The following is a 24,551-nucleotide window of genomic DNA, read 5'->3' as shown; positions in this document are numbered from 1 at the left end:
AAGATGAATCCTAGGTGGCGTCCGGCGGATCTCCGGGACACGGGGGCCGGTGATCCTCCGGACCTACCCACCTACGGGAGCGTGACCTGCCGCCAGGTCCGGCCGTCGCCGGAGAGGTAGAGCGCCCTTTCGCTACGCATCAGGTACTGGCCCCCGGCGAGGCCGTCCGGCGGAACGCTGATCGTGGGTGGCCCGCCGGCGGCGACCAGGGGCCGGTAGTCGCGGCCGTTGGTGCTGACCCGGAGCACGAACGTGTTGCCCTCGGTGAATATCGTCACGTGCGCGCCGTCGGCCGTGGCGTAACCGAGACCGGTCACCGTCTCGACTCCGCTGGGTGGCCCGTCCGGGTTCGTGCGCCGCCAGGTCCGCCCGCCGTCGGCACTGCGGTACAGGTGCGGGATCCCGTCGTGGGTGCCCGTGAGGGTGGCGTAGACGGTCCGCCCGTCGTAGGTCGCGACGGCCGTTATGTACTTTCCGGCGACCAGGCCCCGGTCCTGGGGCACCACCGCCTCATCGGTGAAGACGTGCGAACGCCAGCTCTTGCCGCCGTCGCGGCTCACCGCCACCGCGGGCTTCCCGCTGGCCGGGTCGAGCCCGCTCACCCACAGGCCGGCGTCCAACGGCACGCCGGCGATGTCGGCGTGGGTCAGCGGCGGCTGCGTGGCCAGCGGCGCCAGCACACCGGTGGCCGGGTCGACGGCGTGCAGGTCGCAGGAACCCAGCCCGCATCCCAGGAGCCGGGTGCCGTCGGGCGCCGCGGCCACCGGCTCCTCGCTGGCCGAAAGGGTCTTCCAGGTCCGGCCGGCGTCGAGACTGATTCTCGGTGTCTCGCGCGATTGGGTTGGCCCGTCGTTGCCCTTGCCGCGCAGCCCGTCGGTCACCGCATCGGACTGCCCGCCGGTCAGCGCCTCGGGCAGGCCGTAGGCGAGGATCTCCGGCCCGAGCACGTACAGGTCGAGCATGGCGGCGGGCTTGGCGAGCCACTGGTCGGTGGGGCGCGGCTGCCACGTCTGGCCCCCGTCGCTCGACGCCATCAGGGTCGCGTCGCACGTCGGGCAGCCGACCAGCGCGTACAGGTGGTCGGCGTCGGCGGCGCCGGCCCACTGGATCCGCTGCGGGCCGGTCTCCGTGGCGGGGCTGCCGACCAGCTCGGGCAGACCGTCGCCGCCGCCTCCGGTGACGGCGACGCCGCCGGCGGCGGCCAGGACCGCCGCCACGGCGAGCGCGCCGCCGGACGCCAGCACGCGCCGTCTGGTGCGCATCCGCGCCGTTCGCCGCCGCACGATCCCGAACTCTGGTTGCTGGGTGGCGTCCGTGACGTCTTCGAGTACGCCCCGGAAGTCCAGGTCACGCATAGTCGATCGCTCCTTCGGCGGTGGTGGTGTCGGGGTTGTCGGCCAGGAGCCGCGCCAGCGCCGCGCGGCCGCGGGACAGGCGGGACTTGACGGTGCCGGCCGAGACGCCGAGCGCCGCCGCCACCTCGTCGACCGGCAGGTCCGCGATGTGGTGCAGCACGATCGCCTCCCGCGTCCGGCGCGGAAGCCGGCGCAGCGCCTCGACCAGCGCGACCCGGTCCGGCGACATGCCCGGCACCGTCTCGTCCGGCCGGTGCACGCGACCGGCGAGCAGCAGCCGGTCAAGGACCCAACGGCGCCGATAGCGCGTGCGCGCCGCGTTCATGGCCACGGTCCGCAGCCACTTCTCGGGATCCTGTACTTCCAGGAAGCGCGCCGGACGGGCAAGCGCCCGGGCGTACGCCTCCTGGACCACGTCCTGCGCCTCGGAAAGGTCCCGCGTCAGCGCGTACAGCTGGCCCACCAACCTTCGATAGTGCGCGCGGTACGCGTCGTGCACGGCCTCGACGCCGTCCATCTGTGCTCCCTTCGGGGCTGTCACTAAGCAGACCAGCGCCTCGGCTATCCGGTTGCGTGAAACCTTCAGGGACTAGGCTCTGCGCCGTGGACGTCACCGTGCGGTTGCTGGGGACGTTCGGCCTCGGCGGCGGCACCGCCGATCCGCTCCAGCCGCGACCGCGAGCCCTGCTGGCCGGGCTGGCGCTGCAGGCCGGCCGGGCGGTGACAACCGGTCAGATCGCGGCGTGGCTGTGGGACGACGACCTGCCCGACAGTCCCGAGGCGGCGATCCGCACCTACCTGAGCCGGCTGCGCCGCAACCTCGCCGGCGTGCCGGCCATCCGCACGCTGACCGGCGCCTACGTGTGGGACATCGACCGGGACTCGGTCGACGCGCTCCGGTTCGAAGACCTGGTCGCGGGCGTGGAGCGGATGTCCAGTCTCGACGCCGAGCGCCGCCTCGGCACCGCGCTGGCGCTGTGGGAAGGCACCGCGCTGGCCGACATCCCGGCGACCGGTGCGGTGCTCGCCGAGCGCACCCGGCTGACCGAGCTGCGCCTGCTGGCGGTGGAGCGCCGCAACGACCTGCTGATCGATCGGGGCCAGGCCGCCGAGCTGGTCGGCGACCTGCGCAGCCTGGTGGTCGAGTTCCCGTTCCGGGAGCGCTTCATCCACCAGCTGATGGCGTGCCTGGACCGCGCCGGCCGCCGCGTCGACGCCCTGCGCGAGTACCGCGACGCGTACCAGCGCTTCCGGGAGCACCTCGGCGTGCTCCCCGGTGCGGAGCTGCAACGGCTGCACCGGACGCTGCTCCGCGACGCCCCGCCGGAGGCCGGCCGCGTGGAGGTGTCGACCCAGGACGAGCCGGCGACGGCGGTGCGGTACCGGGTGCTGGGACCCGTCGAGGCGCTCGCCGATCACCAGCCGGTGCGGCTGAGCCCGCTGCAGCGCGCGCTGCTGGCGGTACTGCTGCTGGGCGCGGGCCAGCCGATGCCGTCCGACCGCCTCGCCGCCGCGCTGTGGGGCGAGCCGCTGCCGGCCGCGTACGAGGCGCGGGTCCGCACGCTGGTCGCCGCGCTGCGCAAGGCGCTGGCCACGCCCGGGCTCATCAGCACCGACCCGTCCGGGTACCGGCTGCGGCTGGAGCCCGGCCAGCTCGACCTCGACGCGTTCGCGCACCACGTCGACCGGGCCGAGCGGGCGGCGCGAGACGGGCGGCCGGGCGTCGCGGTCAGCCACTACGACGAGGCGCTCGCGCTGTGGCGGGGTGCCGCGCTGGCCGGTACCCGAGCGTCTTTCGCCACCGCGGAGGCCGCGCGGTTGGAGGGGTTGCGCTCGGCGGCCGCGGAGCGCCGCCAGCGCCTGCGCGACCTTGCCGGCGAGCCCGCACCACCGGCGAGCCCGGCGCCGCGCTCGCTGCCCGCCGCGTCCAGCCGGTTCGTGGGGCGCGACGCGGAGCTGGCGGCCCTCGAAGAGCTGCGCGCCGGGCCCGACCGCCTGCTGCTCGTCGTCGGCACCGCCGGGGTCGGCAAGACCGCGCTGGTCACCGAGTGCGCGCACCGCTGGGCGCGGCACTTCCCGGACGGGCAGCTCTTCCTGAGTATGCGCGGGTTCGACCACGGGCCGCCGGCGTCGGCGGCCGAGGCGTTGCCGCAGCTGCTGTACGACCTCGGGGTGCCGGCCGGCGACATCCCGGTCGACCTGGAGCGGCAGGTCGCCCGCTACCGGTCGCTCGTCGCGGGCCGGCGGATCCTGGTGGTACTCGACGACGTCTCGGACCCCGAGCAGGTCCGCCCGCTGCTGCCCGGCGAACCGGGTTGCCTTGTCCTGGCCACCAGCCGCGACCGGCTCGGCGGCCTCGTCGCGCTCGACGGGGCGCGCCGCGTCACGCTCGACGTGCTGGCGCCGGACGCCGCGATCGACGTGCTGCGGCAGTCCGGCGGGGTGCGGCTCGACGCCGAGCCGGACGCCGCCGAGGAACTCGCGCGGCTGTGCGGGTACCTGCCGCTCGCGCTCCGGATCGCCAGCGCGCGCCTGTCGGACCGGGAGCACCACACCGTCCGCCAGCACGTCGACGAGCTGCGGCACGGCCGGATGGACCGGCTCCAGTTCGCGGGTGACCACCGGGCGACCGTGCGCGGCGCGTTCGACCTGTCGTACCGCGCCCTGCCCGAGCCCGCGCGCCGCCTGTTCCGGCTGCTCAGCCTCGTGCCGAGCCCCAGCGGGCTGACCAGCGCGGCGGCCGCGGCGCTGGCGGCGACCTCCACACCGGACGCCGGCCGCCTGCTCGACACGCTGGCCCGCGTGCACCTGGTCCGCGACCGCGGCGCCGACCGGTTCAGCAGCCACGACCTGCTGGGGGAGTACGGCGTCGAGCTGGCCGCCGAGGAGGATCCGCCCGCCGAGCGAGACGCGGCCGTGCGGCGCCTGCTGGACCACTACGTGGCCGCCACCGACCGCGCCGCGGCCGTGATGCTGTCGCCGACGATCCTGCTGACCCGCCCGGAGCCGGTGCCCGGTGTGCCGGAGGTCGCGCTCGGTGACGCGGCCGAGGCCACCGCGTGGACCACCGCCGAGTGGGACAACCTGACCGCCGCGGTCGAGTACGCGGCCCGGTGCGGCCCCGCCGACGCCGCGTGGCACCTGGCCGACGCACTGCGGGGCCTCATGTACCTGCGCGGCACGGCGTCGGAGTGGCTGGCCGTCACCGAACGCGGTCTCGCCGCCGCCTGCCAGCACGGCGACGCGCGGGCCGAGGCGGCGATGCGGTTCTGCCTGGGGCTCGCCCGGTGGCGCATGGCCGACTACCGGACCTCGCTGTCGGAGTACGAGCAGGCCCTGGAGCTGTACCGGCGGATCCCGTGGGAGCGGGGCGAGGCGTCCGTGCTGCGCAGCCTGGCCGTCACCCTGATCACCATGGGTCGGCCGCGGGAGGCGACCGACCGGCTGCAGGAGTCGCTGGACATCGACCGGCGGATCGGCCACCGGCACGGCGAGGCGGCCAGCCTCAACAACCTCGCCGCGGTCCACCAGGAACTCGGCGAGCTGACCCGGGCGGCGCACTTCCACGAGCAGGCGCTGCCGCTGCTGTACGAGAACGGCCAGCGCCACGGCGCGGCGATCGCGCTGGAGAACCTCGGCATCATCCGCCGCGAGCAGGGCCGCCTCGACGAGGCCCTCGACCTGCTCGACCGTTCGCTGGCCATCGGGCGGGAGAGCGGCTCGCGCCACCAGGAAGCCGCGGCGTTGCTGGAGATCGGTGCCGTGCACGGCGAGGCGGGCCGGTACGCGGAGGCGACGGCGGCGCTGACCGAGGCGCTGGCCGTCGCCGTCGAGCTCGGCGAGGGCCGGCTGCATGCCGTCGCCGAGACCCGCCTCGCGGTCGTCGACCTGCGCGCGGGCCGGGTGGACGAGGCGATCGTCCGGCTCGACGCCGCGCGCCGGCTCGCCGGCCAGGACGGGTCCTCCCGCAGCCAGCTCGACGTGGAGCTCGCCCTGACCGAGGCACACTGTGAGCGGGGCGACTTCCCGGCCGCCCACCAGCACGCCGAGAGGGCCCTCCAGATCGCCGAGCGGGCCGCCTCGCCGATCGCGGTCGCCGACGCGCGCCAGGTACGTGCCCTCGCGGCTCTCGGCCTGGGGCGGGTCGAGCAGGCCGTCGAAGACGCGACGGAGGCGCTGCGAGTGCACCGGGAGGCGGGGCGGCGGCTCGCCGAGGCACGCACCGCGCTGACGCTCCGCCAGGCCGCGCACCCGTCGCGCACCCACGGCTGAAACGTCGCTGTCACCAAGGTGAGAGCCGGGGGGCTTACGGTGGTTCCATGATCACTTTTGCCGCCAACTACTACCCCGTCCGCTGACATCCTCACCGTCAGGTGTAGGTGACTGTTACCGCGCCGGTTGCGGTGTTCAGGGTCAAGGTGCCGTGTTGGAAGTTGTTGCGGGCGCCGCCCGGCACGGCGTACTGGTCGGTGGTGGGCAGGCCCAGGCGGCTGCCGGTGCCGCCGAGGCTCAGGTACCGGCTCAGGATCGGGCCGTGGACCTCGCGTGCGCCGGTGGCGCTTGACCAGTACACGTTGCCGCCCTGGAACTGTGACGCCCGCCCGCCGGTCACCGACACCTCGTCGCTGATGGGGTATTTCAGGAAGCCGCGCTCCCAGCCCAGCTGGCCCCATTTCGTGCGGATGCCGCCGTGCACTTCGTGCGAGCCGCTCGCCGGTGACCAGAAGATGGAGCCGTACTGGAAGTGGTTGTAGGCGCCGATGCCGTCGAGCGACGCTGTCTCGTCGGTGATGGGGAAGCCCAGGAACGAGTTGACGGTGCCGAGTTGGCGGTACTTGCCGAAGATGCCGAACAGCACCGCGTACGAACCGATGCCGCTCTTCCAGTAGATGCGACCGTTCTGGTACCACTGCACCGCCGTGCCGCTGACCGTCGCCACCATCTCGGCCGTCGTGGGCGCGCCGAGGCGCGAGTTGCGCTCGCCGAGCGCCGCGTACTTGGCGCCGATGCCGCCGGTGGTCGCCGCCCGCCACGGGCTCATGAAGGTGTAGCCCATGCCGCGCAGCGTCGAGATGATCTGCGGCAGCGCCTGCGGGTCGGTGGAGCCCGGTCCGGTGTGCATCACCACGACCGCGCCCGGCACGGTGAAACGGCGAACCCGGTCGAGGATCGTAGCCGTGCTGGCGCCGGCGTAGCCGGTGGTGTCGTATGTCCAGTCGAAGTTGATGTAGAACCCGCGCAGCGCGAGATCGCGGTTGAGTCCCGGGTCAGCGTAGGCGGCCTTGTAGGGTGCCCGGAACCAGCCCGCTGATCTGACGCCGGCGGCGCGGAAGGCGGCCTCCGTGCGGTCGAGCTGTGACCAGCGCTGAGCCTGCGTCAGGTTGGCGAAGGACGGGTGGTCCCAGCTGTGGTTGATGATCTTGTGGCCGGCCGCGGCGATGGCCCGGGCGTCGGCGGGGAAGTTCTGGGCGAACAGGCCGGTGATGCCCCACCCCGCGACGATGCCGTTGTCGCGGAGCACCTGGAGCACCTGCGGCACGTTGGCGTTGCTGAACGCTGAGTCGAAGGTCAGCGTGACGACCTTGCTGGTGCTGTATCCCTTGGTGAACACGTGTGCCCGGTATGGTGCCGCGTCCGCCGCCTGGGCCGGCCCGGCGGCCACCGCGCCGAGCGCCGCCGCCAGCGACAGGGTCGCCGCGATCGCCGATAGTTTGCGTTTCATGGCAGTCGCCCCCTGGTTACAGCGTGCGCTCGCGCGGTTGCCGAGGGGATGGGCCGACCGGTCACTCGTTGGCGCGGCGGCCAGCGCCGAGTAGCAGCTGCTTCAGCGCGCGTAGGTCATGCCGTAGGGGAGTACTGGTCGGCGTACTCCGCCGAGGGCGCGATGGGTGTGATGACGTCGATCAGGACGCCGTTGGGATCGGCCACGATGAAGTGCCGCTGCCCGAAGTCCTCGCTGCGCAGTTCGAGCTCTGCCGCGAGCCCTTCGCAGACGACGAGGCGCTCCCACTCGGCGTCCACATCGGACACCTCGAAGTTGAGCAGCAGCCCCCGTACCGGCTGGCGGTAGGCCGCGGGCAGGGTCGGGTGGTCGTGGTCGAGCAGGGCCAGCTCGTACGGCGGGGTGCCGGGGCGGCGCAGGCTCACGTACCAGTCGGCCTCGAAGGTGGTCTCGAACCCCATCAGCCTGGTGTAGAAGTCGTGGGACTCCTTCAGGCGGGGCGTGCAGATCACGGGATAGAAGCTGGTCAGGTGCATGATCACTCCTTCACATACCGTCGGTATGCGAAGAGACGGTACTGGCGTACCATCGGTATGTCAAAGGAGGGTGATGGGTAACGGCATCAGGGAGCGGCAGCGGGAGCAGACCCGGCAGGCGCTGCTGCGCGAGAGCCGGCACCTGTTCGCGACGCACGGGTACGCGGCGGTGGGCCTGGCGCAGATCGTCGAGTCCGCCGGTGTCACCAAGGGCGCGCTCTACCACCACTTCGACAGCAAGGCCGCCGTGTTCCGCGCCGTCCTGGAGCGGGTGCAGGGCGAGGTGGCCGAGAAGGTCGTGGCGGCCGCCGACGCGCACGATGACCCCTGGGCCCAGCTGACCGCCGGTTGCCAGGCGTTCCTCAGCGCCAGCACCGATCCGTCCGTCCAGCGGATCATGCTCATCGACGGGCCGGCCGTCCTGGGCTGGCATGAGTGGCGGGCCATGGACGAGGCCGCCTCGGCGCGCCACCTGGCCGAGGCGCTCGCCGCCCTCATCGACGACGGGGTCATCGCCGAGCAGCCCGTCGCGCCACTGGCCCACCTGCTGTCCGGCGCGATGAACGAGGCGGCCCTGTGGCTGGCGACCTCCACCGATCCCGCGGATCTCACGCACACCCAGGTCGCGCTCTCCGGGATGCTGGAGTCGTTGCGGTCGCGTCACGGTGACGTCACCTGTCGGGGATCCGACAAAAGTACTAGGCGGTAGGAGTCACCCAAAGACCGGAGCTTCCTTTTTTGAGGGGAATATACGGTCGATGTAGGCGCAATCCCCTTCGCCACTGGCGACCAAACCCCCGCGAACGTTCGGTTGATTGACTGTCCAGACAGGCCGGACGAGCCTGATCTAGGTGTCAGTTGTCCTAGCGGTGCACCCCCGCACCAGCGACCGGGAGAACACGATGACCGAGCTATGGCAGGAACCCGCGGTGGGGTGGTCCATGGTTCTCATCGACCGGTGGGAGCTCCGGCGCGACGGGGGCTCGGTGAGCACCACGCGAGCTGTGCAGCGGCTCAGCGCACTGCTGGCCATCCAGGGCCGGCGCGACCGTTCGCTGGTGGCCAGCCAGCTCTGGCCGGAGTGCAACGAGCACCACGCGCAGGGAAATCTCCGTTCCGCGTTGTGGCGTATCAGGCAACAGCATCCCGGCCTGGTCGACAGCATCGATGGCGCTCTCGCGCTCAACGCCGCGGTGCGCATCGACGTGGAGGAGATCGTGCGGCACGCCCGCGCGGTACTGGACGACGGTGTCGCCCTGCCGGAAGCGCTGGCGGCGCTGGCCGCCGGTGACCTCCTGCCGGGCTGGTACGACGACTGGGTCCTGCAGCACCGCGAGAGGCTGCACCAGATCCAGCTCCACGCGCTCGAACGGCTCGCCGCGCTGCACGCCCAGGAGGGCCGGTACCTGGAAGCGCTCCAAGCGGGACTCACCGCCGTGCGCATGGATCCCTTGCGGGAAAGCGCTCATCGGGTGGTCGCCCGGGTGCATCTCGCCGAGGGCAACGTCGGCGAGGCCATCCGGCAGTTCGAGCGCTGCCGGCAGGTCCTGGCCAACGAGTTCGGGATCCTGCCCACACGGCAGTTCCTGGACCTGATGGGGCCGCTTCGGCAGTCTCCACGCGCCGTCCCGTGACGGCGGGGTGACGCGGACGCCACGTTCGCGGTGGTAGGAGTCGAACATGTGCGGAATCGTGACAGCGGTACCGGACTACGGCGTCGAGCGTGAACACGTCTCGGCCCGCCAGGTGCTCGATGTCCTGCCCGGCCGGCCCGGTGCCGACCTGGCCGGCGTCGAGGGCCTGGAGTGGCTCGTCAAGAGCCTGGCGGCCGCGGCCGAACTGTACGCGCTGCCCGCCGTCGGCCACCGCCTCGTGACCGAACCCGCCCTGCGCGACGCCGCCGTCGCACGCCTGTCCGCGGCGGACGGCTGGCTGGACGCGCTCGACCGTGACCTCGACGGCGCCGGTGCGAGCGCCGACGCGCTCGAACGCGGGCAGCGGCTCGCCCTCCGCGCGCGCGATCTACTGTGGACGCTCCGGAACGACCGCGTGGCGGCGGCGGCCAGGGCCGCCGCGCTGGCCGGTGGACAGGACGGCGAGGCCGTGCGCGCATTTCTCGCCATCGACGCGGTGCTCGACGCCGTCGACAGGCTGGAGGTCCGCGGTCGCGACTCCGCCGGCATCCAGATCTGGGTCACCCTGGGCGACGGCGACATTTCTCGAGTACCGGCCAACGCCTACCGCCGACAGGATGGCGACTTCCGGCACGGGTCGGTCGAGCCGTTCCACGGTGGACTCGCCTTCGTCTACAAGCGAGCGTCGGTCATCGGGCGGCTCGGTGAGAACGTCGCGTTCCTGCGCGGCGCGATCGCGGCCGACGACGACCTGCACGCGGCCCTGGCGCTCCCCACCGCCCGGGCGACCGTGCTCGCGCACACCCGTTGGGCCAGCGTGGGCCGCGTCAGCGAGGCCAACGCGCACCCCGTCAACAGCGTGACGCGCGAGCGCGGACCGGTGTACGCCGCCGGTGTCCTCAATGGAGACATCGACAACCACCTGGACCTGCGGGCAAGCCTCGGCCTGCCGACCGGCACCGAGGGCGTCAGCACCGACGCGAAGCTGATCCCGGTGATGCTGGCCGGAAGCCTCGGCGCGGGCACGGATCCGGTACTGGCCATGGCGGAGCTCGTCCGGCGCTCGCACGGTTCGTTCGCGATCGCGGCGCAGGCCAGTACCGACCCGGATCGGGTGCTGCTGGCGGTGAAGGGGAGCGGGCAGGGCCTGTACGTCGGGTTCGCGCCGGGCTGCTTCCTGGTCGCCAGCGAGGTCTACGGGCTCGTCGGGCTGACCGACCGGTACCTGCGGCTGGACGGCACCCGCGTGGACGGCGACGAGTCGGGCAGTCACGAGATGGGCACGGTGGTGACGCTCGACCGCGCTGGTGCCGGGACTCCGGCGGCACTGCGGTGCTACACCGCGCTCGGCCGGCCGGTCGCCACCGGTGACATCTCCACGACGCAGATCACGACCAGGGACGTGGCGCGCGGGCCGTACGACCACTATCTCGTCAAGGAGATGCGGGAGGCGCCCTCCTCGTTTCGCAAGAGCCTGCGCGGTCGGATCGCCCGCGACGGCGACCGGCATCACGTGACGCTGGGCGAATCGGCGCTGCCGGACGCGGTACGCCGCCGCTTCGTGGCCGGTGACATCGAAGAGGTCCTCTTCGTCGGGCAGGGCACCGCGGCCGTCGCCTGCCAGGGCATCGCCACCGTCGTGCGGCGGCTGCTGCACCCGGCGGTGTCGGTGGAGGCCATGCCCGCCAGCGAGCTGTCCGCGTGGCGCCTCAGGCGCGACATGTCGGCGGTGTGCGTCGTCGCGGTGAGCCAGTCCGGCACCACCACCGACACGAACCGCACCGTCGACATGGTCCGGTCGCGCGGGGCGGCCGTGCTCTGCGTCGTCAACCGGCGCGACAGCGACCTGGCGCACAAGAGCGACGGCGTGCTGTACACATCGGACGGGCGTGACGTGGAGATGGCGGTGGCCTCCACCAAGGCGTTCTACTCGCAGGTCGCCACCGGCGTGCTGCTCGGCCTGCGGATCGCGCGGCTGCTCGGCCGCCTGGCGCCGGAGCTGGAGGACACTCTCCTGCGGGCGCTGCTGGAGGTGCCGCGCCAGCTGGCGGAGCTGCACGGCCTGGCGCCCCGGATCGCCGAGATCGCGCGGGTCGCGATCCGCTATCCATACTGGACGGTGGTCGGCTCCGGGCCAAACCGGGTCGCCGCCGAGGAGACCCGGATCAAGCTGTCGGAGCTGTGCTACAAGACGATCTCCACGGACGCCGTGGAGGACAAGAAGCACGTCGACCTGTCGGCGGAGTCGTTCGTGCTCGTCTGCGCGGCCGGTACGCCCGCCGGCCAGGTGCGCGACCTGACCAAAGAGGTGGAGATCTTCACGGCGCACCGCAACGCGCCGGCGGTCATCGTCGACGACGGCATCGACGTGCGGTGGGCGACCGACGCGGTGGTGCGGGTGCCCGCCGCACACCCGGCGTTCGCGTGGATCCTCAGCACCGCGGCCGGCCACCTGTTCTCGTACCACATCGCCCGCGCCATCGACGAGCGGGCGGATCCGTTGCGGGCGGCCCTGAGCGCGCTCGAAGCCTCGGTCGACGCCGGCCGCGTGACCATCGGCGAGCTCGACCACGCGTGCCACGAGCTCCACCAGTTCGTCGCGGACGCGGCGGCAGGCGCCTTCCGCGGCGTCCTGCACAGCGACACGGCGATCGGGCTCTCCCACGCCTCCCAGGTGCTGCAGCACGGAAACCCCGCCGGCGACCCCGTCGCGCTGCTCCGGCAGCGGCTCACGGCCGGTGTCGACGAGCTGACCCGTTCCATCGACTCGGTGAAGCACCAGGCGAAGACGGTGACGGTCGGTACCTCCCGGGACGACTCCGGCCTCGTCGACAACGCGCTCACGGCGGCGCTCGCCGACGCCGGCGGCGACCCGGAGGCAGCCGGCTACGCGGTCCTGGTGGCGCTGCGTGCCTTCGCCAACGTGGTCGCCCGCGTCGACGGTGCGACCCGATACCTGCTCAGCTGGCCGCCCGACGGCCCGCCGACGCTGTGCGTGGTGCGCAAGACGGGCGCGGCGCGCTGGCTTTCGAGCCGGGCCGACAACGGTGCCGAGCTGAGCGGCTCCAAGCGGCTCGCCGTACAGTCGCGGATGCCGCGACTGGTACGCGGGCGGCGCGACGGGCGCCTGGTGCTGATGGTGCCCGAGCCGACCGGCGCCCGCGTCGACGCCCTCACCCTGCTCCACGTCGGCCTGCGCGAGACGGTCGACGCCGCGCACCTCGTCGAGGTCCTCGGTCTCGCCGGCGGGCGCCTGGAGGAGATCCGGGCCGCCGTGACCGAGACCGCCCCGTTCTTCGACCCGGCGGTGCTGGCCGGACTGCCCGTCGAGACGGTCCTGTTGGCGTCCGCCGACGAGGTCGCCAGGATGGTCGGGTGAAGCGAATGACGACGGTCTGCTGTGTCGTGCTGGTGGTGGGTTCCCTGCTGCCGGGCTGCCCATCCTCCACTGAGGAGCCGGCCAGGGGCGGTTGGGTGTACCAGTTGCAGGGCTACGCCGACGGCCGGCTGGACGCGGTCGCCGCGTCGCCGCACGATCTCGCGGTCGTCGACCTCGCCCGGGACTCCGGTTCCGGATACTTCACGCGCGACGAGATCGCCGCGGTGCGCGAGTCTGGCAAGCGGGTGCTGGCCTACTTCGAGATCGGCGCGATCGAGAACTACCGGCCGGAGGCCGATCGGGTACGGGCCGACGGCCTGATGCTCAACCGCTGGGAGGACTGGCCGGAGGAGCACTTCGTCCGGTACTGGGACAGCCGCTGGTGGGACGGTGTCGTCCGGCCGCGCCTGGACCAGGCCCTGGCCGCCGGCTTCGACGGTGCGTACCTGGACAGCCCGCTGGCGTACGAGGAGATAGACCTGGCGCTGGTGCCGGGCGAGACGCGCGACAGCCTGGCCGCCAGCATGGCCGACCTGATCGCGCGCGCCAGCCAGCACGCCAAACGGGTGCGGCCCGACTTCTGGATCGTGCCGCAGAACGCCCCCGAGTTGCAGGACCAGCGCGGCTACACCGAGGCGGTCGACGGCATCGGCATGGAGGAGCTGTTCTTCCTGGCCACCGACGAGCCGTGTACCGCGGACTTCTGCGCCGAGAACCTCGCCGCCACGCGGCGGCTGCGCGACGCCGGCAAGGTGGTCCTCGCCGTCGACTACGCCACCAGCCCCTCGCACGTCGAGGGGGCGTGCCGGAGGTACCGCGAGGAGCGGTTCACCGGCTATGTCACGACCCAGCCACTGGACCGGGTCGACCCACCCTGCTCGTGATCGAAGGAGGCCCAGGGTGACAAGTGAAACGCGCGCCTTCCAGCGGATCGGCGTCATCGGCATGGGCTATGTGGGCCTGACCCTGACCGCGGCGCTGGCCCGCAAGGGCTTCACCGTGTACGGGGTCGACACCCAGCCCGCCGTGCTGGACTCGCTGGCCGCCGGCCGGCCGCACATCTACGAACCGGGCGTGGCGGAGGTGTTCGCCGAGCACATCGGACACTCCATCATGGTCGGCACGGAACTGCCGGACGAGCCCGTCGACGCCGTGGTCATCTGCGTGTCCACGCCCACCGACGACGCCACCCACCTGCCGAACCTGAAGAACCTCGCGGCGGCGGCCGAGTACATCGGGGAGCGGTGCGGCCCCGAGGTCCTCGTCGTGGTGCGCAGCACGGTACCGGTCGGCACCACCCGGGCGATCGTGCTGCCGGTGCTGCGCGACCGGTGGGGCGCCGACCCGAAGCTGGTGATGGCGCCCGAGCGGACGATCCAGGGCCAGGCCCTGCGGGAGCTGGTCGAGCTGCCGCAGGTCGTCGGCGGCCTCGACGAAGACAGCCAGCGCCTGGGACTCGCGATGTTCGGCGGGCTGGCGCGCTCGCTGGTACCGGTGTCCAGCCTGGAGGTCGCCGAGCTGGTCAAGCTCACCAACAACTGCCACACCGACCTCATCTACTCGTTCGGCAACGAGGTCGCGATGCTCACCGAGCGGCTCGGCCTCGACCCGCTGGAGGTGATCCGGGCGACGAACCTCGACTACCCGCGGCCCGACATCGCCAAGCCCGGGTACGTCGGCGGCGGCTGCCTGTCCAAAGACCCGTACCTGCTCATCGACACCGCACACCAGCGGGACCACGAGCCGTACCTGGTCGGCCGGGCCCGCCAGCTCAACGAGGAACTGCCCGCGCACGTGGCCCGGCGGGTGGTCGAGCTGATGGGTGACACCGCCGGCGCGACGCTGTGCGTGCTCGGCTGGGCGTACAAGGGATGGCCGCCCACCGACGACATGCGCGGCACGCCGATCGCCGGGATGATGCCGGTGTTCCGCGCGGCCGGGCTGCGAGTGACGGGTCACGACCCGCTCGTGGCCGACGACGTGATCCGGGCGTACGGCGGCGAGCCGGTGGGCGTGTACGCGGGCTTCGCCGGCGCGGACGCGGTACTGCTCATCACCGACCACCCCGAGTACCGGCGGCTCGACCTGGAGCACCTGATGTCCGGTGGCCGCACCCGCCTGGTGTACGACTCGTGGCGCATCCTCGACGAGTCCACTGTGCTCGGTCGCGGCGCCCGGTACGCCGGCATCGGTTACGAGCCCGTGGGAGCGAGGTCGGCACCATGAGAGCCCTCGTGCTCGGCGGAGCGGGCTTCATCGGGCTGCACCTGACGCGGCGGCTGCTCGCCGACGGGCATTCGGTCACGCTCGTCGACGACTTCTCCCGGGGCCGCGACGACCGGGAGCTGGCCGCGATCCGCCCGCGCGTCCAGGTGTTCCAGGCCGACCTGACCTCGGCGGCGGCCTACGACGGCCTGCCGCACGGCTGGGACCAGGTGTACCTGCTGGCCGCCGTCGTCGGCGTACGCAATGTCGAACGCGACCCGGCCCGGGTCCTGCGCGTCAACACCCTCGCCCTGCTGCACCTGCTGGACTGGCTGCACCCGGGGGAGCGCCTCTTCTTCGCGTCGACCAGCGAGACCTACGCCGGCACGGTCAGCGCCGGCCTCGCACCGGTGCCGACCGCGGAGGAGGTGCCGCTGCTGATCGAAGACGTGGCCGCGCCGCGGTTCGCCTACGCGGTCAGCAAGCTGTGGGGCGAGGCGGCCGTGCTGCACACCGCTCGCGCCAGGGAGCTGGAGTGCGTCGTGGGCAGGTTCCACAACGTGTACGGCCCGCGGATGGGCGCCGACCACGTGATACCGGAGCTGTCGTTGCGGGCGATCGGTCGCGAGGACCCGTTCCGGGTGTACGGCGTCGAGCAGTCCCGCGCGTTCTGCCACGTCGACGACGCGGTCGAGGCGATGGTGCGGCTGATGTCGAGCGACCAGGCGACCGGCCAGATCGTCCACATCGGAAACGACACCGAACCGACCGGCGTCGGCGACCTGGCCGAGCTGGTGCTGCGCGTCGCGGGCTTCGCGCCGGCGCTCCAGCCGCTTCCCGCGCCGCCCGGCTCGGTGGCCCAGCGCTGCCCCGACATCACGAAACTGCGCGCGCTGACCGGCTTCGAGCCGAAGGTCTCATTGGAAGAGGGTGTGCGGCACACCTTCGAGTGGTACCGGGACGACCGTTGGTATCGGGACGACCGTTGAGGAGAACGCCATGGCGGGCGCGGAGATAGCCTTCTACTACGGCGACAATCAGGTGGCCAAGCTGGCCGGCTACCGGCGGGTCGTGCTGCAGGCCAACCAGCACACCAGTACCCAGCTGCGCTGGCTGCTCGACCGTGACGTCCAGGCGTTGGGCTATCTCAGCCTCACCGAGGACCCGGGCCCGCCCCAGCCCTGGCAGCGCACCGAACACAATCCCGACTGGGGTGGCGCCTTCGTGTACGTCGACCATCCCGGCTGGGTGTCCCATGTGCTCGGTCAGGCGGTCGACATGCTGCGCCGCGACTTCTCCGGGCTGTTCCTGGACACCCTGAACATCGAGTTCACGTTTCCCGACGAGGTGCCGCACCTGCTCGACCTCGTGCGGCGCCTGCGCGACGCGACGTACCCGGCCTACCTGCTGGCCAACCGTGGCTTCGGGTTGCTTCCCGCGCTCGGCGAACTCGTCGACGGCGTGCTGTTCGAGTCGTTCTCGGTGCGCTGGACCGACGACGGCGGATACACGCCCTGGCCCAGCGACACCCTGGCCGTGCACGCGCAGTACGCCGAGCGGCTACGCGAGCTGGGTGTCGACCTGTACGCCCTGGACTACGCGGACACGGCTGAGCTGACCGAGTTCGCGATCCGGCGGGCCAGCCAGTTCCACATGCCGTGCTTCGTCAGCAACCGGGAGCTCACCCGTTTGTGACCGCCGCGTGCACCCAGGTCGCCTGCGCGGAGGCCGCCAGGTCGAACCGCGGTGCCCAGCCCAGAACGGCGGCGGTATGCGTGAGGTCGGCGGCGATCCAGTCGACGCCGGGCGACTTGGCGGACGGCGGGTCCGCCTCCACGATCTCGCCGGCGAAGGCGGCGGCGTCGGCGAGCAGGCGGATCAGCTCGCGGGTGGGCACCGCGATCCCGGAGCCCACATTGCACACCACTTCGGACGGTGCGCCCGCGAACACCGCCGCGACCACGGCCGAGGCGACATCGCGTACGTCGACGAAGTCGCGGTAGGCCCCCAACGGTCCCAGGTGGATCCGGTCGCCGCCCTCGACCAGGGCGTCCCGGATCTGCCGGACGGCGCGCCCGGCGACGTTCTCCACCGGTACGCCGGGGCCGACCGGGTTGAACAGGCGCAGCACGAGCCCGTCTACCCGCCCCTCGGCGGCGGCGACCTCGACGAGCCGGGTGGCGGCCGCCTTCGTCACGCCGTAGGCGCTCACCGGCCGGGCGCAGTCGGTCTCGCGTACCGGCCGGGCCCGCTCGACGACGCCGTACTCGGCCGCCGAGCCGAGCGTGACGAGCCGCGGCGGCTGCCCGGGTGGGCTCCGGTGTGACCGCTGCTCCCCGGCCGTCTCGACGCCCTCGATGAGCGCCGCGACCGCGATGGTGTTTCCGCTCGCCAGCTCGACCCCCGTACCGGACAGCCGCCCCGCGCAGTTCACCACCGCGTCGACCCGGGTGGCGACGAGCAGCTCCGCGAGCTGTGCCGGGGTGCCGGTCGCCAGGTCGTGCTGTACCCGCGGCAGTCCCGCCGTGGACGAGCGGCGACCGGCCGCGATGACCTGCGTGACGCGCTCGTCGGCGGTCAGCGCCCGGCACACCTGCTCGCCCAGGAAGCCGGAGGCACCGAACACCAGCACTCTCATGCGGTGGCGCCTTCGAGGACGTTCGGCAGCAGCAGCGGGCGCAGCTCCTCGAACCGCTGGTTCGCCTCGTCGTAGTCGTCGGGCCGTCCGATGTCGAGCCAGAACCCGTCGAACTCGTGCGCGGCGGGGTGGCTGCCGCGAGCCAGCAGGTCCAGTACGAGGTCGTCGAAGCCGAAGGGCATGCCCTTGGGGTACGGGGCGAGGGTCTTCGCCGACAGCCCGTAGATGCCCATGCTCACCGCGTACGACTGGGTGGGCTTCTCGGTGAAGCTGACGATCTCGTGGACGTTGTTGGTCTCCAGGCAGCCGAAGTCGATTTTTACGCTGCGCCGGTAGGTGGCCACGGTCAGGGGCGCCTCCGAGGCGATGTGCGCGTTCAGCAGGTCGCCGTAGTTGAGGTCGGTGAGCACGTCGCCGTTCATCACCAGGAAGTGCTCCGGCAGCTGGTCGATGATGTTGAACAGCGGCCCGATCGTCGATAGTGGACGGTCTTCGTCGGCGTAGTCCACGGTCATGTTCCAGCGGGATCCGTCGCCGACGAACGCCTGGATGAGCGAGCCGAGGTGCCCGATGGCGAGCGTCGCCGAACGGAACCCGTACGCGCGCAGCTGTTGCAGGATGATGTCGAGGATCGCGTACTCGTTGCCGATGGGCACGAGCGGTTTCGGAAGCGCCGTCGTGTAAGGGCGGAGCCGCACTCCGCGACCGCCGGCGAGAATCACCACGTGCATGAGTCATTCCCTTTCTGCCATCGGTAGAGTTTTTTTACCATCGGTAGAGCCGTATGGTGTGCAGGCTGGTGGCCAGCACCATCACGAGCAGGGCCAGGAGCATCGCGTTGCTGGCGAGGAAGATGGGCGCTTCGCCGTAGGGCGCCAGGCGCGGCACGACGGTCGCGACGGCCACCAGGAGCCCGCCGAACACCGCTCCCAGCACGCCGAGCACCCAGGGCAGCCGGCCGTGGTTGATCAGTACGAACCCGGCGAAGTAGGCGCCGGCGAGCAGCACGTGCGCGCCCGTCACCACCACGCCGCGCTCGGTGAGCAGGCCGGCGCGCGCCAGCGCGAACAGCAGCGCCACGGCCAGCACTGCCGGTACCAGCAGGCTCACGCCGACACCGCGGGCGAAGGCCGTCCAGATCGGCAGCCGGAACTGCCAGGGATAACGGATCTTCCGGAGCAGCCCGACGCCGGTCTCCTGGAAGCGGCGGGCCCGCCACTCCACCACACCCATGGCGAGCACGAGTGGCGCCGCGCCGATGGCCAGATCCGTCGGCGCGGTCACGAACCGGACGTCGATGAAGAGCAGGTAGGCCGCGGAGAGGGAGGCGTACACCACGATCGGCAGGGTGCTCCACACTTCCCGGGCTACCGCGGGCGGGCGGTCGCTGGCGACCCGGTCGGGCCGGCGCCACAGGACGGCGTAGGCGGCGACCAGAGCCATCGCCACGGACGTGGCCGCGGTGGTGGCGACGACGGCGTCCAGTTCGGACGGTCGCCCGCGAGACATGTGCAGCGCGCCGAGCGCGACCGTGGGCAGCAGGGCCGCGAACACCAGGACCTCCAGCCGGCGGAAGACCAGCACGCCGACCGCCAGCTGGAAGCCGACCTGGGTGACCACGAGCGCGATCACACCCGCCGGGAGGTTCTCGGCCCGGACCAGCAGGGCCGCGCCGGCCCCGGCCACGACAAGACCCAGCGCCACGCCCCACCGCAGCACCAGCACCGCGGCGTCCGGCCGGCCCTTGCCGAGCATCCGGTACGCGACGCTGCTGAGGCCCATGCCCCAGACCCAGCCGGTCGCGGTGGCGAGCACCATGCCGGCCACCAGGCTCCGCGTGCCCAGCAGCCCGAGGACGGCGGGGAAGGCGGCGCTCGGCAGCGCGTACATGAGGCCGTGCGACAGCTCGCGCGCCGTCTGCCAGCGCTGGCGCGGCCGCGTCTCGATGCGGGGTTCGGGAGGCGGCACCCGGCGGTGGACCTCGCTGGCCAGGACGAAGACGTCGCTGTACCCGTAGATGTCGCGCGCGGTCCGGTCGGTCATGCCGTCGCTTTCCAGTACGGCCGCCACCTGCAACGCGTCCACGGCGCTGCCGCACAGGGGGCGTACCCGCTCGGCCAGCTCCTCGACCGGGTCGACGCCGTGCGTGGGTCGGTCCGTCACGCCGGTTGGCTCGGTCGTCATGACAGCTCCTGGTAGACCCGGCGGTAGTCGTCGAGCGACTGGTCGAGGGTGAACCTGTTGAGGACCCGTTCCCGGGCGGCGGTGCCGAGCCAGCGCCGCAGCTGGGGGTCCAGCAGCAGCGAGAGGCAGGCGTCGGCGATCGCCCGGTGGTCGCGCGGCGGCACCACGAAGCCGGCGTCGCCGACCGCCTCGGCCACGCCGCCGACGTTGGTGCACACCACCGGCCGGCCGGTCGCCATCGACTCCACCACCGTGTACGGGAAGCCCTCGGAGATGCTGCTGAGCACGACGATGTGGCCGGCGTGGTACGCCTCGGTGGGGCGGGTGACCCGGCCCTCGAACGTGGCGGCGTGCTCCAGGCGCAGGTGGTCGATGAGCGCGCGGCAGCTGTCGTAGTACGCCCACTGGCCCGTGGCGACCGGGCCGAACATGCGCAGCCGGGCGTTGGGAATCTCGGCGCGCACCAGCGCGAACGCGTTGATGAGCGTGTGCAGGTCCTTGATGGGGTCGACGCGACCCATGAACACGATGGTCGGTACGTCAGGCTCGCCGTCGGCCACCGGGAACTCGGCCGGATCGACGCCGTTGTACATCGTCCACATGCGATCCTCGTCGGCACCGTGGTGCAGTGCCCAGCGCCGGTTGTAGCTGGAGTGCGGGGCGAGCACGTCCGCCGACACGTACGCGGCGATGGCCAGTGAACGGAAGAAGTTGAGCAGCAACACCTTCACGGCGTGCGGGAGCGGCTCGTCGACCATGTTCAGGTACCGCTCGCGCAGGTACACGCCGTGCTCGGACATGACGATCCGGGAGCCGTACGTCCACTTGCTGGCCAGACCCACCAGCGCGCAGAGCCCGTTCATCGCCAGGTGGCAGATGTCCACATCGACCGGTGGCAGGGACAGCGGCCGCAGGGTGTGCTCGATGAGGTCGGTGGCGATGAGCGCCTCGGCCAGGGTGAGCGCGCGGTCTTCGCGGGTCGCCTGCCAGGCGTCCATCAGCTGGGTCAGCGCCCGGTCCGAGAGCAGCGCGTCGCCGAGGTCGGCGCGTTGGGCGTACTGGAAGAGGCCGTGCAGCGCGTAGGTGAACTCCTCGCCCGTGCGCCGCGTGGCGACGGCACCGATCGCCGGAGGCGACACCAGAGCCCGCGCGAACGCCTGGTACGCCTGGTGGAAGCGCCATCCCGGCACCCGCCGCCGCGGCCGCCTCGGCACCGGTCCCCACAGTGGAACGTTGATGATTTCGGCGAGGTTGGGCGGCGGTGTCCACAGGCTCTTCTCCAGGCCCGTGACCGTGAGCGCGACCGCCGAGAACCGGTGCTCCCCGATGCCGCGGATGAGCTGGTCGCACCAGACGCTCACGCCACCGAGGTGGTACGGGTACGTGCCCTCGGAGACGAGCGCGATGCGCCGGTGTCCGCCGCCGGGGCCCCCGGCCCGGGTGGCCGCCCCTGGTTGGGACGGCACCCGGTCGGTGACCGGCGGCGCGGCGGCGCGCAGTGTGATCGTCATTGCCGCCCCCTTCAGACCAGACCGTGTCTCACGCGGTGGTTCGCGGCACCGGCGTGAGCGTCAGCGACGCGTTCGCTCCGAACGGCACCCACGAGATCGAGTCCGTGCCGTAGGCGGCGAATCCCGTCGCTCGCACGCCGTTCAGGAACAGCCCGCCCGCCGCTGGCGACGTCAGCGTCAGCGTGTTCGCGGTGCGGTCCCAGACCACGTCCGCGCCCGCGCTCGTGGACGCGAAGTGAGTGGTCCGGTTGGCGACGTACGCGGCCAGGCCCTGCCAGTTGGGTGTCTGCAGCGGCACCCGGTAGTACAGGCTGAACTTGCGGGCGACCTCGTTGGCCCAGTCGAACGTCAGGCTCTTGCCGCTGGCGTACTGGCGCAGGTTGCCCTGGTGGAACGTGTGCGCGTAGGCCGAGCCGCTCACGACGTGCTGCAGCGCGATGTCCGTCTCGTACGAGATGATCTCGTTGTACGTGAGGTCGCGCGGCCAGAACGGGAACTTCCCGTTGGGCCCGTAGTAGGAGTTGTAGAACAGCGTCTCCTCGGCCGGTGCGGTCACGTGGTAGGCGATGTTCGTCGGCCAGTCCGGCACGAGCATCAGGCTGGGCTCCATCGGGTGCCAGATGCCGCAGTTGAAGCACGACGGCACGTGCGACGGGAACGACATGTTGCCGTGCAGGTACTTCACGCCCGCGTCCTTGGCCGCCCGCAGCATCTCGCCGTTGGAGGCCAGCAGGCCGTGGTCGGTGGGTGGGTCGATGTCGTTGGTCGGATCCGGGTGGTAGACGCCGAGTCCCGAGTACTCCCCGGTCTTCAGGATCGGGGTCGGCACGGTCAGGTTGATCTGACGGCCGACCGTGAGGTTCCGCTGGATCTCGTTGAGGCTCTCCGCGTAGGTCGTGAAGTTCATCTTCGGGTGGCTGAACGTGTGGTTAATCCACCGGAAGTTGTTGCGCAGGCAGCGCGAGTAGCTGGTCAGCGGGTCAGGGCTGAGCAGGCTCGTGCACAGCGCCGCGGCGTTGCGGTTGATGCCCTCGCCGTTGTAGGGCACGTTGAGCGTGAACTGGCTGGCCCGCGGGTACCGGCTGCGCATGGCGCTCTGCTGCTGGTTGGCGGAGTTGGCGTCGGTGCCCGACATCCGGAAGCCGGGGTCGGACTCGAGGTGACCGTCGGGGAAGAGGTGGTCGGTGTAGTTGAACCAGTCGTCGACGTCGGCCTCCAGGTAGTGCCGCCGCTCGCCGACGAACACGCCCTTGGTCGCCCAGCGGACCATGCCGTACGTCAGCAGGAAGGTCTGCAACAGGTACTGGTTCGAGGTGAACGTCAGCGCCGCCCGCTCCCGGCCGTCGGTCGAGGTGGTGATGACGCCGAGCACGCTGGTGCCCGAGACGACGGTGGAGGTCGCCGCGCAACCGGCGGCCAGCGTCGACCGGTACACATAGGACAGTGTGATCGGCACCTGGACCGTCGTGGTCAGGTAGTCGAACTGCGTCCTGCCCGTCGTGGTCAACGTGGCGTTCATCGGTGTCTCGCCGACGCCGCCCTCGGTGCCGGCCCGCAGGCAGTAGTCCTCGGGGAACTGGCCGTAGGCGGTGTACAGCGAGACCTGGCGCACCTTGTAGTCCCGCTCGTACTGCCACAGCAGGTTCCACTCGTCGGCGTCGAAGGCGCTCACGAAGCCGCCCGCCCCGTCCGAGTGCAGCAGCGAGTTGTTCGACAGCAGGATCGACGTGTACCGGCCGCCGCCGTCGGGGCGGGTCAGCCGCTCCCACGTCAGCGGCTCGCTGGCCGCGAGCAGCACGTCGTACGGCGTGCCGATCCGGTCCAGAGTGGACGTCCAGGTGGCCAGCCCGAAGTCGTTGCTGTCCAACGCGATGACGAGCTGGCGCAGCGCGACCTTCTCCGGTGCCGCCGCGACGGCCGCCAGGCTCAACGAGGCCGTCCTGGTCGTCGAGGTGGACGGTCCGGGGGGCTTCTTCGGGTCCTTGACCGGTATCGGCTTGTCTTCCTTCGGCTTGGGCTGCGCCTTCGGGACCTCCGGCTTGGTCGGCCGCAGCTTGCCGCCGCCCACCACACCGCCCTGGCCGGCGCCGAGCACGCCGCCGGGGTCCTTGTCGCCCGGTTTCGCGACCGCCTGGTTTCCACCGGCGGCCAGCACGCCCAGCACCAGCACCACCGACACCGCTGCCGCGAGCGCGGAACGGCGTCCGGTCACATAACGAGTGTTCATGAGTATTCCGCCTTCCCGGGGCTGTCCCGGAGTGCTGCCCAGCGCAGCTCGTTTCGGATGGCGTCTTCCAATGACAAGCTGGGCCACCAGCCCAGCAGCTCGTGCGCGCGCCTGCTGACGTTGAAGCCGCCCACGCAGTCGCCGGAGCGCCGAGGCGCCTCACGGACGCGGATGGGTCGCCCCGTCACCGCTTCGAACGCGGCGAGCAGCTCGCGAACGGTGGTTCCCCGGCCGGTGCCCAGGTTTATCGCCTCGTAGCGCTCCGGCCAGTAGGGAGGAATGATCTCGTCGAACCGGCGCAGCGCGAGCACGTGCGCGCGGGCCAGATCCCAGACGTGCACGTAGTCGCGTACCCCGGACCCGTCGCGGGTGGGCCAGTCCACGCCCGTCAGGGTGAACGGCTCGCCCGCGCGCGCCGCCGCCACCATTCTGCCCAGTACGTGGCAGGAGGCGGCCGACTGCGGGCCGGTGCGAAGCAGCGGGTCGACCCCGATCGGGTTGAAGTAGCGCAAGGCGATGACGCGTACGCCATAGGCCCGCACGCAGTCCCGGAGCACCTGCTCGACCATCGCCTTGCCGCTGGCGTACGGGCTCGTGGGCGCGATCGGCGACAGCTCGTCGACGGCGAGCCCTCCGTCGCCGCCGACCTCGTAGATCGACGCCGACGAGCTGAACAGGATGCGGCGGCAGCCGTTCTCGATGACGCTCTCCAGGAACGCCACCGACTTCGCGACGTTCTCGTTGTAGTACCGCAGCGGCTGCACCACCGACTGCGGCACGACGATGAGGGCGGCGCAGTGTACGACGGTCTCGATGTCCGGGTGTTCGGCGAAGATCTTGTCGACGAGCCTGGCGTCGGCGATGTCGCCCTGGTAGAAGATCCGGCCACGGACGAACTCCGGCCGGCCGGTACTCAGGTTGTCGAGGATCACCGGCGTGACGACGCCGTCGTCCAGGCAGGCCGAAGCGACGGTGCTGCCGATGAATCCGGCGCCGCCGGCTATCAGAGCCTTCGTCATGGGTGTTGGCTAACACCCGCCGCGTGATGTTCGCGTCACCGAGGCGTTACTTTCGGTGGTGGTGGCGCTTGTCCGCCGAAGACCCGACCGGAAGCGTGATGCGGCGTGGCACGGGCGCCGGATGGCGGGCGGGCGAACGGA

General features: G+C 71.8%; 18 protein-coding genes. 8 read left to right on the top strand and 10 right to left on the bottom strand.

What is annotated here, in order from left to right; translation table 11 throughout:
• Positions 1 to 71 precede the first annotated feature (71 nt).
• Positions 72 to 1,355 carry a WD40/YVTN/BNR-like repeat-containing protein gene (locus QMG73_RS06605; RefSeq protein WP_281893131.1) on the bottom strand — a complete coding sequence of 428 codons (1,284 nt, stop codon included), beginning with the start codon at positions 1,353 to 1,355 and terminating at the stop codon, positions 72 to 74.
• On the bottom strand, positions 1,348 to 1,872 hold the full coding sequence (locus QMG73_RS06600; RefSeq protein ID WP_281893130.1) for a SigE family RNA polymerase sigma factor: 525 nt from the start codon (positions 1,870 to 1,872) through the stop codon (positions 1,348 to 1,350). The genes QMG73_RS06605 and QMG73_RS06600 overlap by 8 nt, the downstream gene beginning before the upstream one ends.
• Positions 1,873 to 1,958: 86 nt before the next feature.
• Here QMG73_RS06600 and QMG73_RS06595 point away from each other — a divergent pair, with 86 nt between their 5' ends.
• A complete protein-coding gene (locus tag QMG73_RS06595; RefSeq protein ID WP_281893129.1) occupies positions 1,959 to 5,627 on the top strand; it encodes an AfsR/SARP family transcriptional regulator in 3,669 nt (1,222 codons plus the stop codon).
• 97 nt (positions 5,628 to 5,724) lie between these two features.
• On the opposite strand, the gene QMG73_RS06590 is transcribed toward QMG73_RS06595, so the two are convergent.
• Positions 5,725 to 7,077 (bottom strand): polysaccharide deacetylase family protein, encoded by a 1,353-nt coding sequence (locus QMG73_RS06590; RefSeq protein ID WP_281893128.1) that lies wholly within the window; start codon positions 7,075 to 7,077, stop codon positions 5,725 to 5,727.
• A gap of 116 nt (positions 7,078 to 7,193) precedes the next feature.
• The gene (locus QMG73_RS06585) at positions 7,194 to 7,613 is read right to left on the bottom strand and encodes a VOC family protein (protein WP_281893127.1); all 420 of its coding nucleotides are present in this window, start codon (positions 7,611 to 7,613) and stop codon (positions 7,194 to 7,196) included.
• A 73-nt stretch (positions 7,614 to 7,686) separates the two neighbouring features.
• Between QMG73_RS06585 and QMG73_RS06580 the strand changes: the two genes are divergently transcribed.
• The 7 genes from QMG73_RS06580 (at position 7,687) to QMG73_RS06550 (ending at position 16,526) form a co-directional block, all read left to right on the top strand.
• On the top strand, positions 7,687 to 8,322 hold the full coding sequence (locus QMG73_RS06580; protein WP_281893125.1) for a TetR/AcrR family transcriptional regulator: 636 nt from the start codon (positions 7,687 to 7,689) through the stop codon (positions 8,320 to 8,322).
• 142 nt (positions 8,323 to 8,464) lie between these two features.
• Positions 8,465 to 9,247: an AfsR/SARP family transcriptional regulator gene (locus tag QMG73_RS06575; protein WP_281893123.1), complete on the top strand. Its 783-nt coding sequence runs from the start codon at positions 8,465 to 8,467 to the stop codon at positions 9,245 to 9,247.
• Between the two features lie 46 nt (positions 9,248 to 9,293).
• Positions 9,294 to 12,626, top strand: coding sequence for an SIS domain-containing protein (locus QMG73_RS06570; RefSeq protein ID WP_281893121.1), 3,333 nt, complete (start codon positions 9,294 to 9,296; stop codon positions 12,624 to 12,626).
• Positions 12,627 to 12,631: 5 nt separating this feature from the next.
• Positions 12,632 to 13,510 carry an endo alpha-1,4 polygalactosaminidase gene (locus QMG73_RS06565; protein WP_281893206.1) on the top strand — a complete coding sequence of 293 codons (879 nt, stop codon included), beginning with the start codon at positions 12,632 to 12,634 and terminating at the stop codon, positions 13,508 to 13,510.
• Between the two features lie 16 nt (positions 13,511 to 13,526).
• Positions 13,527 to 14,852 carry a nucleotide sugar dehydrogenase gene (locus QMG73_RS06560; protein ID WP_281893120.1) on the top strand — a complete coding sequence of 442 codons (1,326 nt, stop codon included), beginning with the start codon at positions 13,527 to 13,529 and terminating at the stop codon, positions 14,850 to 14,852.
• On the top strand, positions 14,849 to 15,820 hold the full coding sequence (locus QMG73_RS06555) for an NAD-dependent epimerase/dehydratase family protein (RefSeq protein ID WP_281893119.1): 972 nt from the start codon (positions 14,849 to 14,851) through the stop codon (positions 15,818 to 15,820). Before QMG73_RS06560 ends, QMG73_RS06555 begins: the two co-directional genes overlap by 4 nt.
• A 10-nt stretch (positions 15,821 to 15,830) precedes the next feature.
• Complete coding sequence (locus QMG73_RS06550) at positions 15,831 to 16,526, top strand: hypothetical protein (protein ID WP_281893118.1); 696 nt, start codon at positions 15,831 to 15,833, stop codon at positions 16,524 to 16,526.
• Here QMG73_RS06550 and QMG73_RS06545 read toward each other — a convergent pair.
• From QMG73_RS06545 to galE, 6 genes are read right to left on the bottom strand one after another with little or no spacing between them, the layout of a single operon-like run.
• Positions 16,513 to 17,469 carry an NAD-dependent epimerase/dehydratase family protein gene (locus QMG73_RS06545; RefSeq protein ID WP_281893116.1) on the bottom strand — a complete coding sequence of 319 codons (957 nt, stop codon included), beginning with the start codon at positions 17,467 to 17,469 and terminating at the stop codon, positions 16,513 to 16,515. The genes QMG73_RS06550 and QMG73_RS06545 overlap by 14 nt on opposite strands.
• On the bottom strand, positions 17,466 to 18,200 hold the full coding sequence (locus QMG73_RS06540; RefSeq protein WP_281893115.1) for a nucleotidyltransferase family protein: 735 nt from the start codon (positions 18,198 to 18,200) through the stop codon (positions 17,466 to 17,468). Before QMG73_RS06540 ends, QMG73_RS06545 begins: the two co-directional genes overlap by 4 nt.
• A gap of 34 nt (positions 18,201 to 18,234) precedes the next feature.
• Complete coding sequence (locus QMG73_RS06535; protein WP_281893114.1) at positions 18,235 to 19,653, bottom strand: hypothetical protein; 1,419 nt, start codon at positions 19,651 to 19,653, stop codon at positions 18,235 to 18,237.
• A complete protein-coding gene (pelF, locus tag QMG73_RS06530) occupies positions 19,650 to 21,164 on the bottom strand; it encodes a GT4 family glycosyltransferase PelF (protein ID WP_281893113.1) in 1,515 nt (504 codons plus the stop codon). Before pelF ends, QMG73_RS06535 begins: the two co-directional genes overlap by 4 nt.
• A gap of 28 nt (positions 21,165 to 21,192) precedes the next feature.
• The gene (locus tag QMG73_RS06525; RefSeq protein ID WP_281893112.1) at positions 21,193 to 23,391 is read right to left on the bottom strand and encodes an Agd3-related carbohydrate deacetylase; all 2,199 of its coding nucleotides are present in this window, start codon (positions 23,389 to 23,391) and stop codon (positions 21,193 to 21,195) included.
• Positions 23,388 to 24,410: a UDP-glucose 4-epimerase GalE gene (gene galE, locus QMG73_RS06520; protein ID WP_281893111.1), complete on the bottom strand. Its 1,023-nt coding sequence runs from the start codon at positions 24,408 to 24,410 to the stop codon at positions 23,388 to 23,390. The genes QMG73_RS06525 and galE overlap by 4 nt, the downstream gene beginning before the upstream one ends.
• Between the last annotated feature and the right edge of the window lie 141 nt (positions 24,411 to 24,551).

The sequence above is a fragment of the Phytohabitans aurantiacus genome (genome assembly GCF_027923225.1).
In the GTDB taxonomy this organism is placed as follows: Bacteria; Actinomycetota; Actinomycetes; order Mycobacteriales; family Micromonosporaceae; genus Phytohabitans; species Phytohabitans aurantiacus.
Note: the sequence above shows the minus strand (reverse complement) of the source record. Positions and strands in the feature narration are given on the sequence as shown.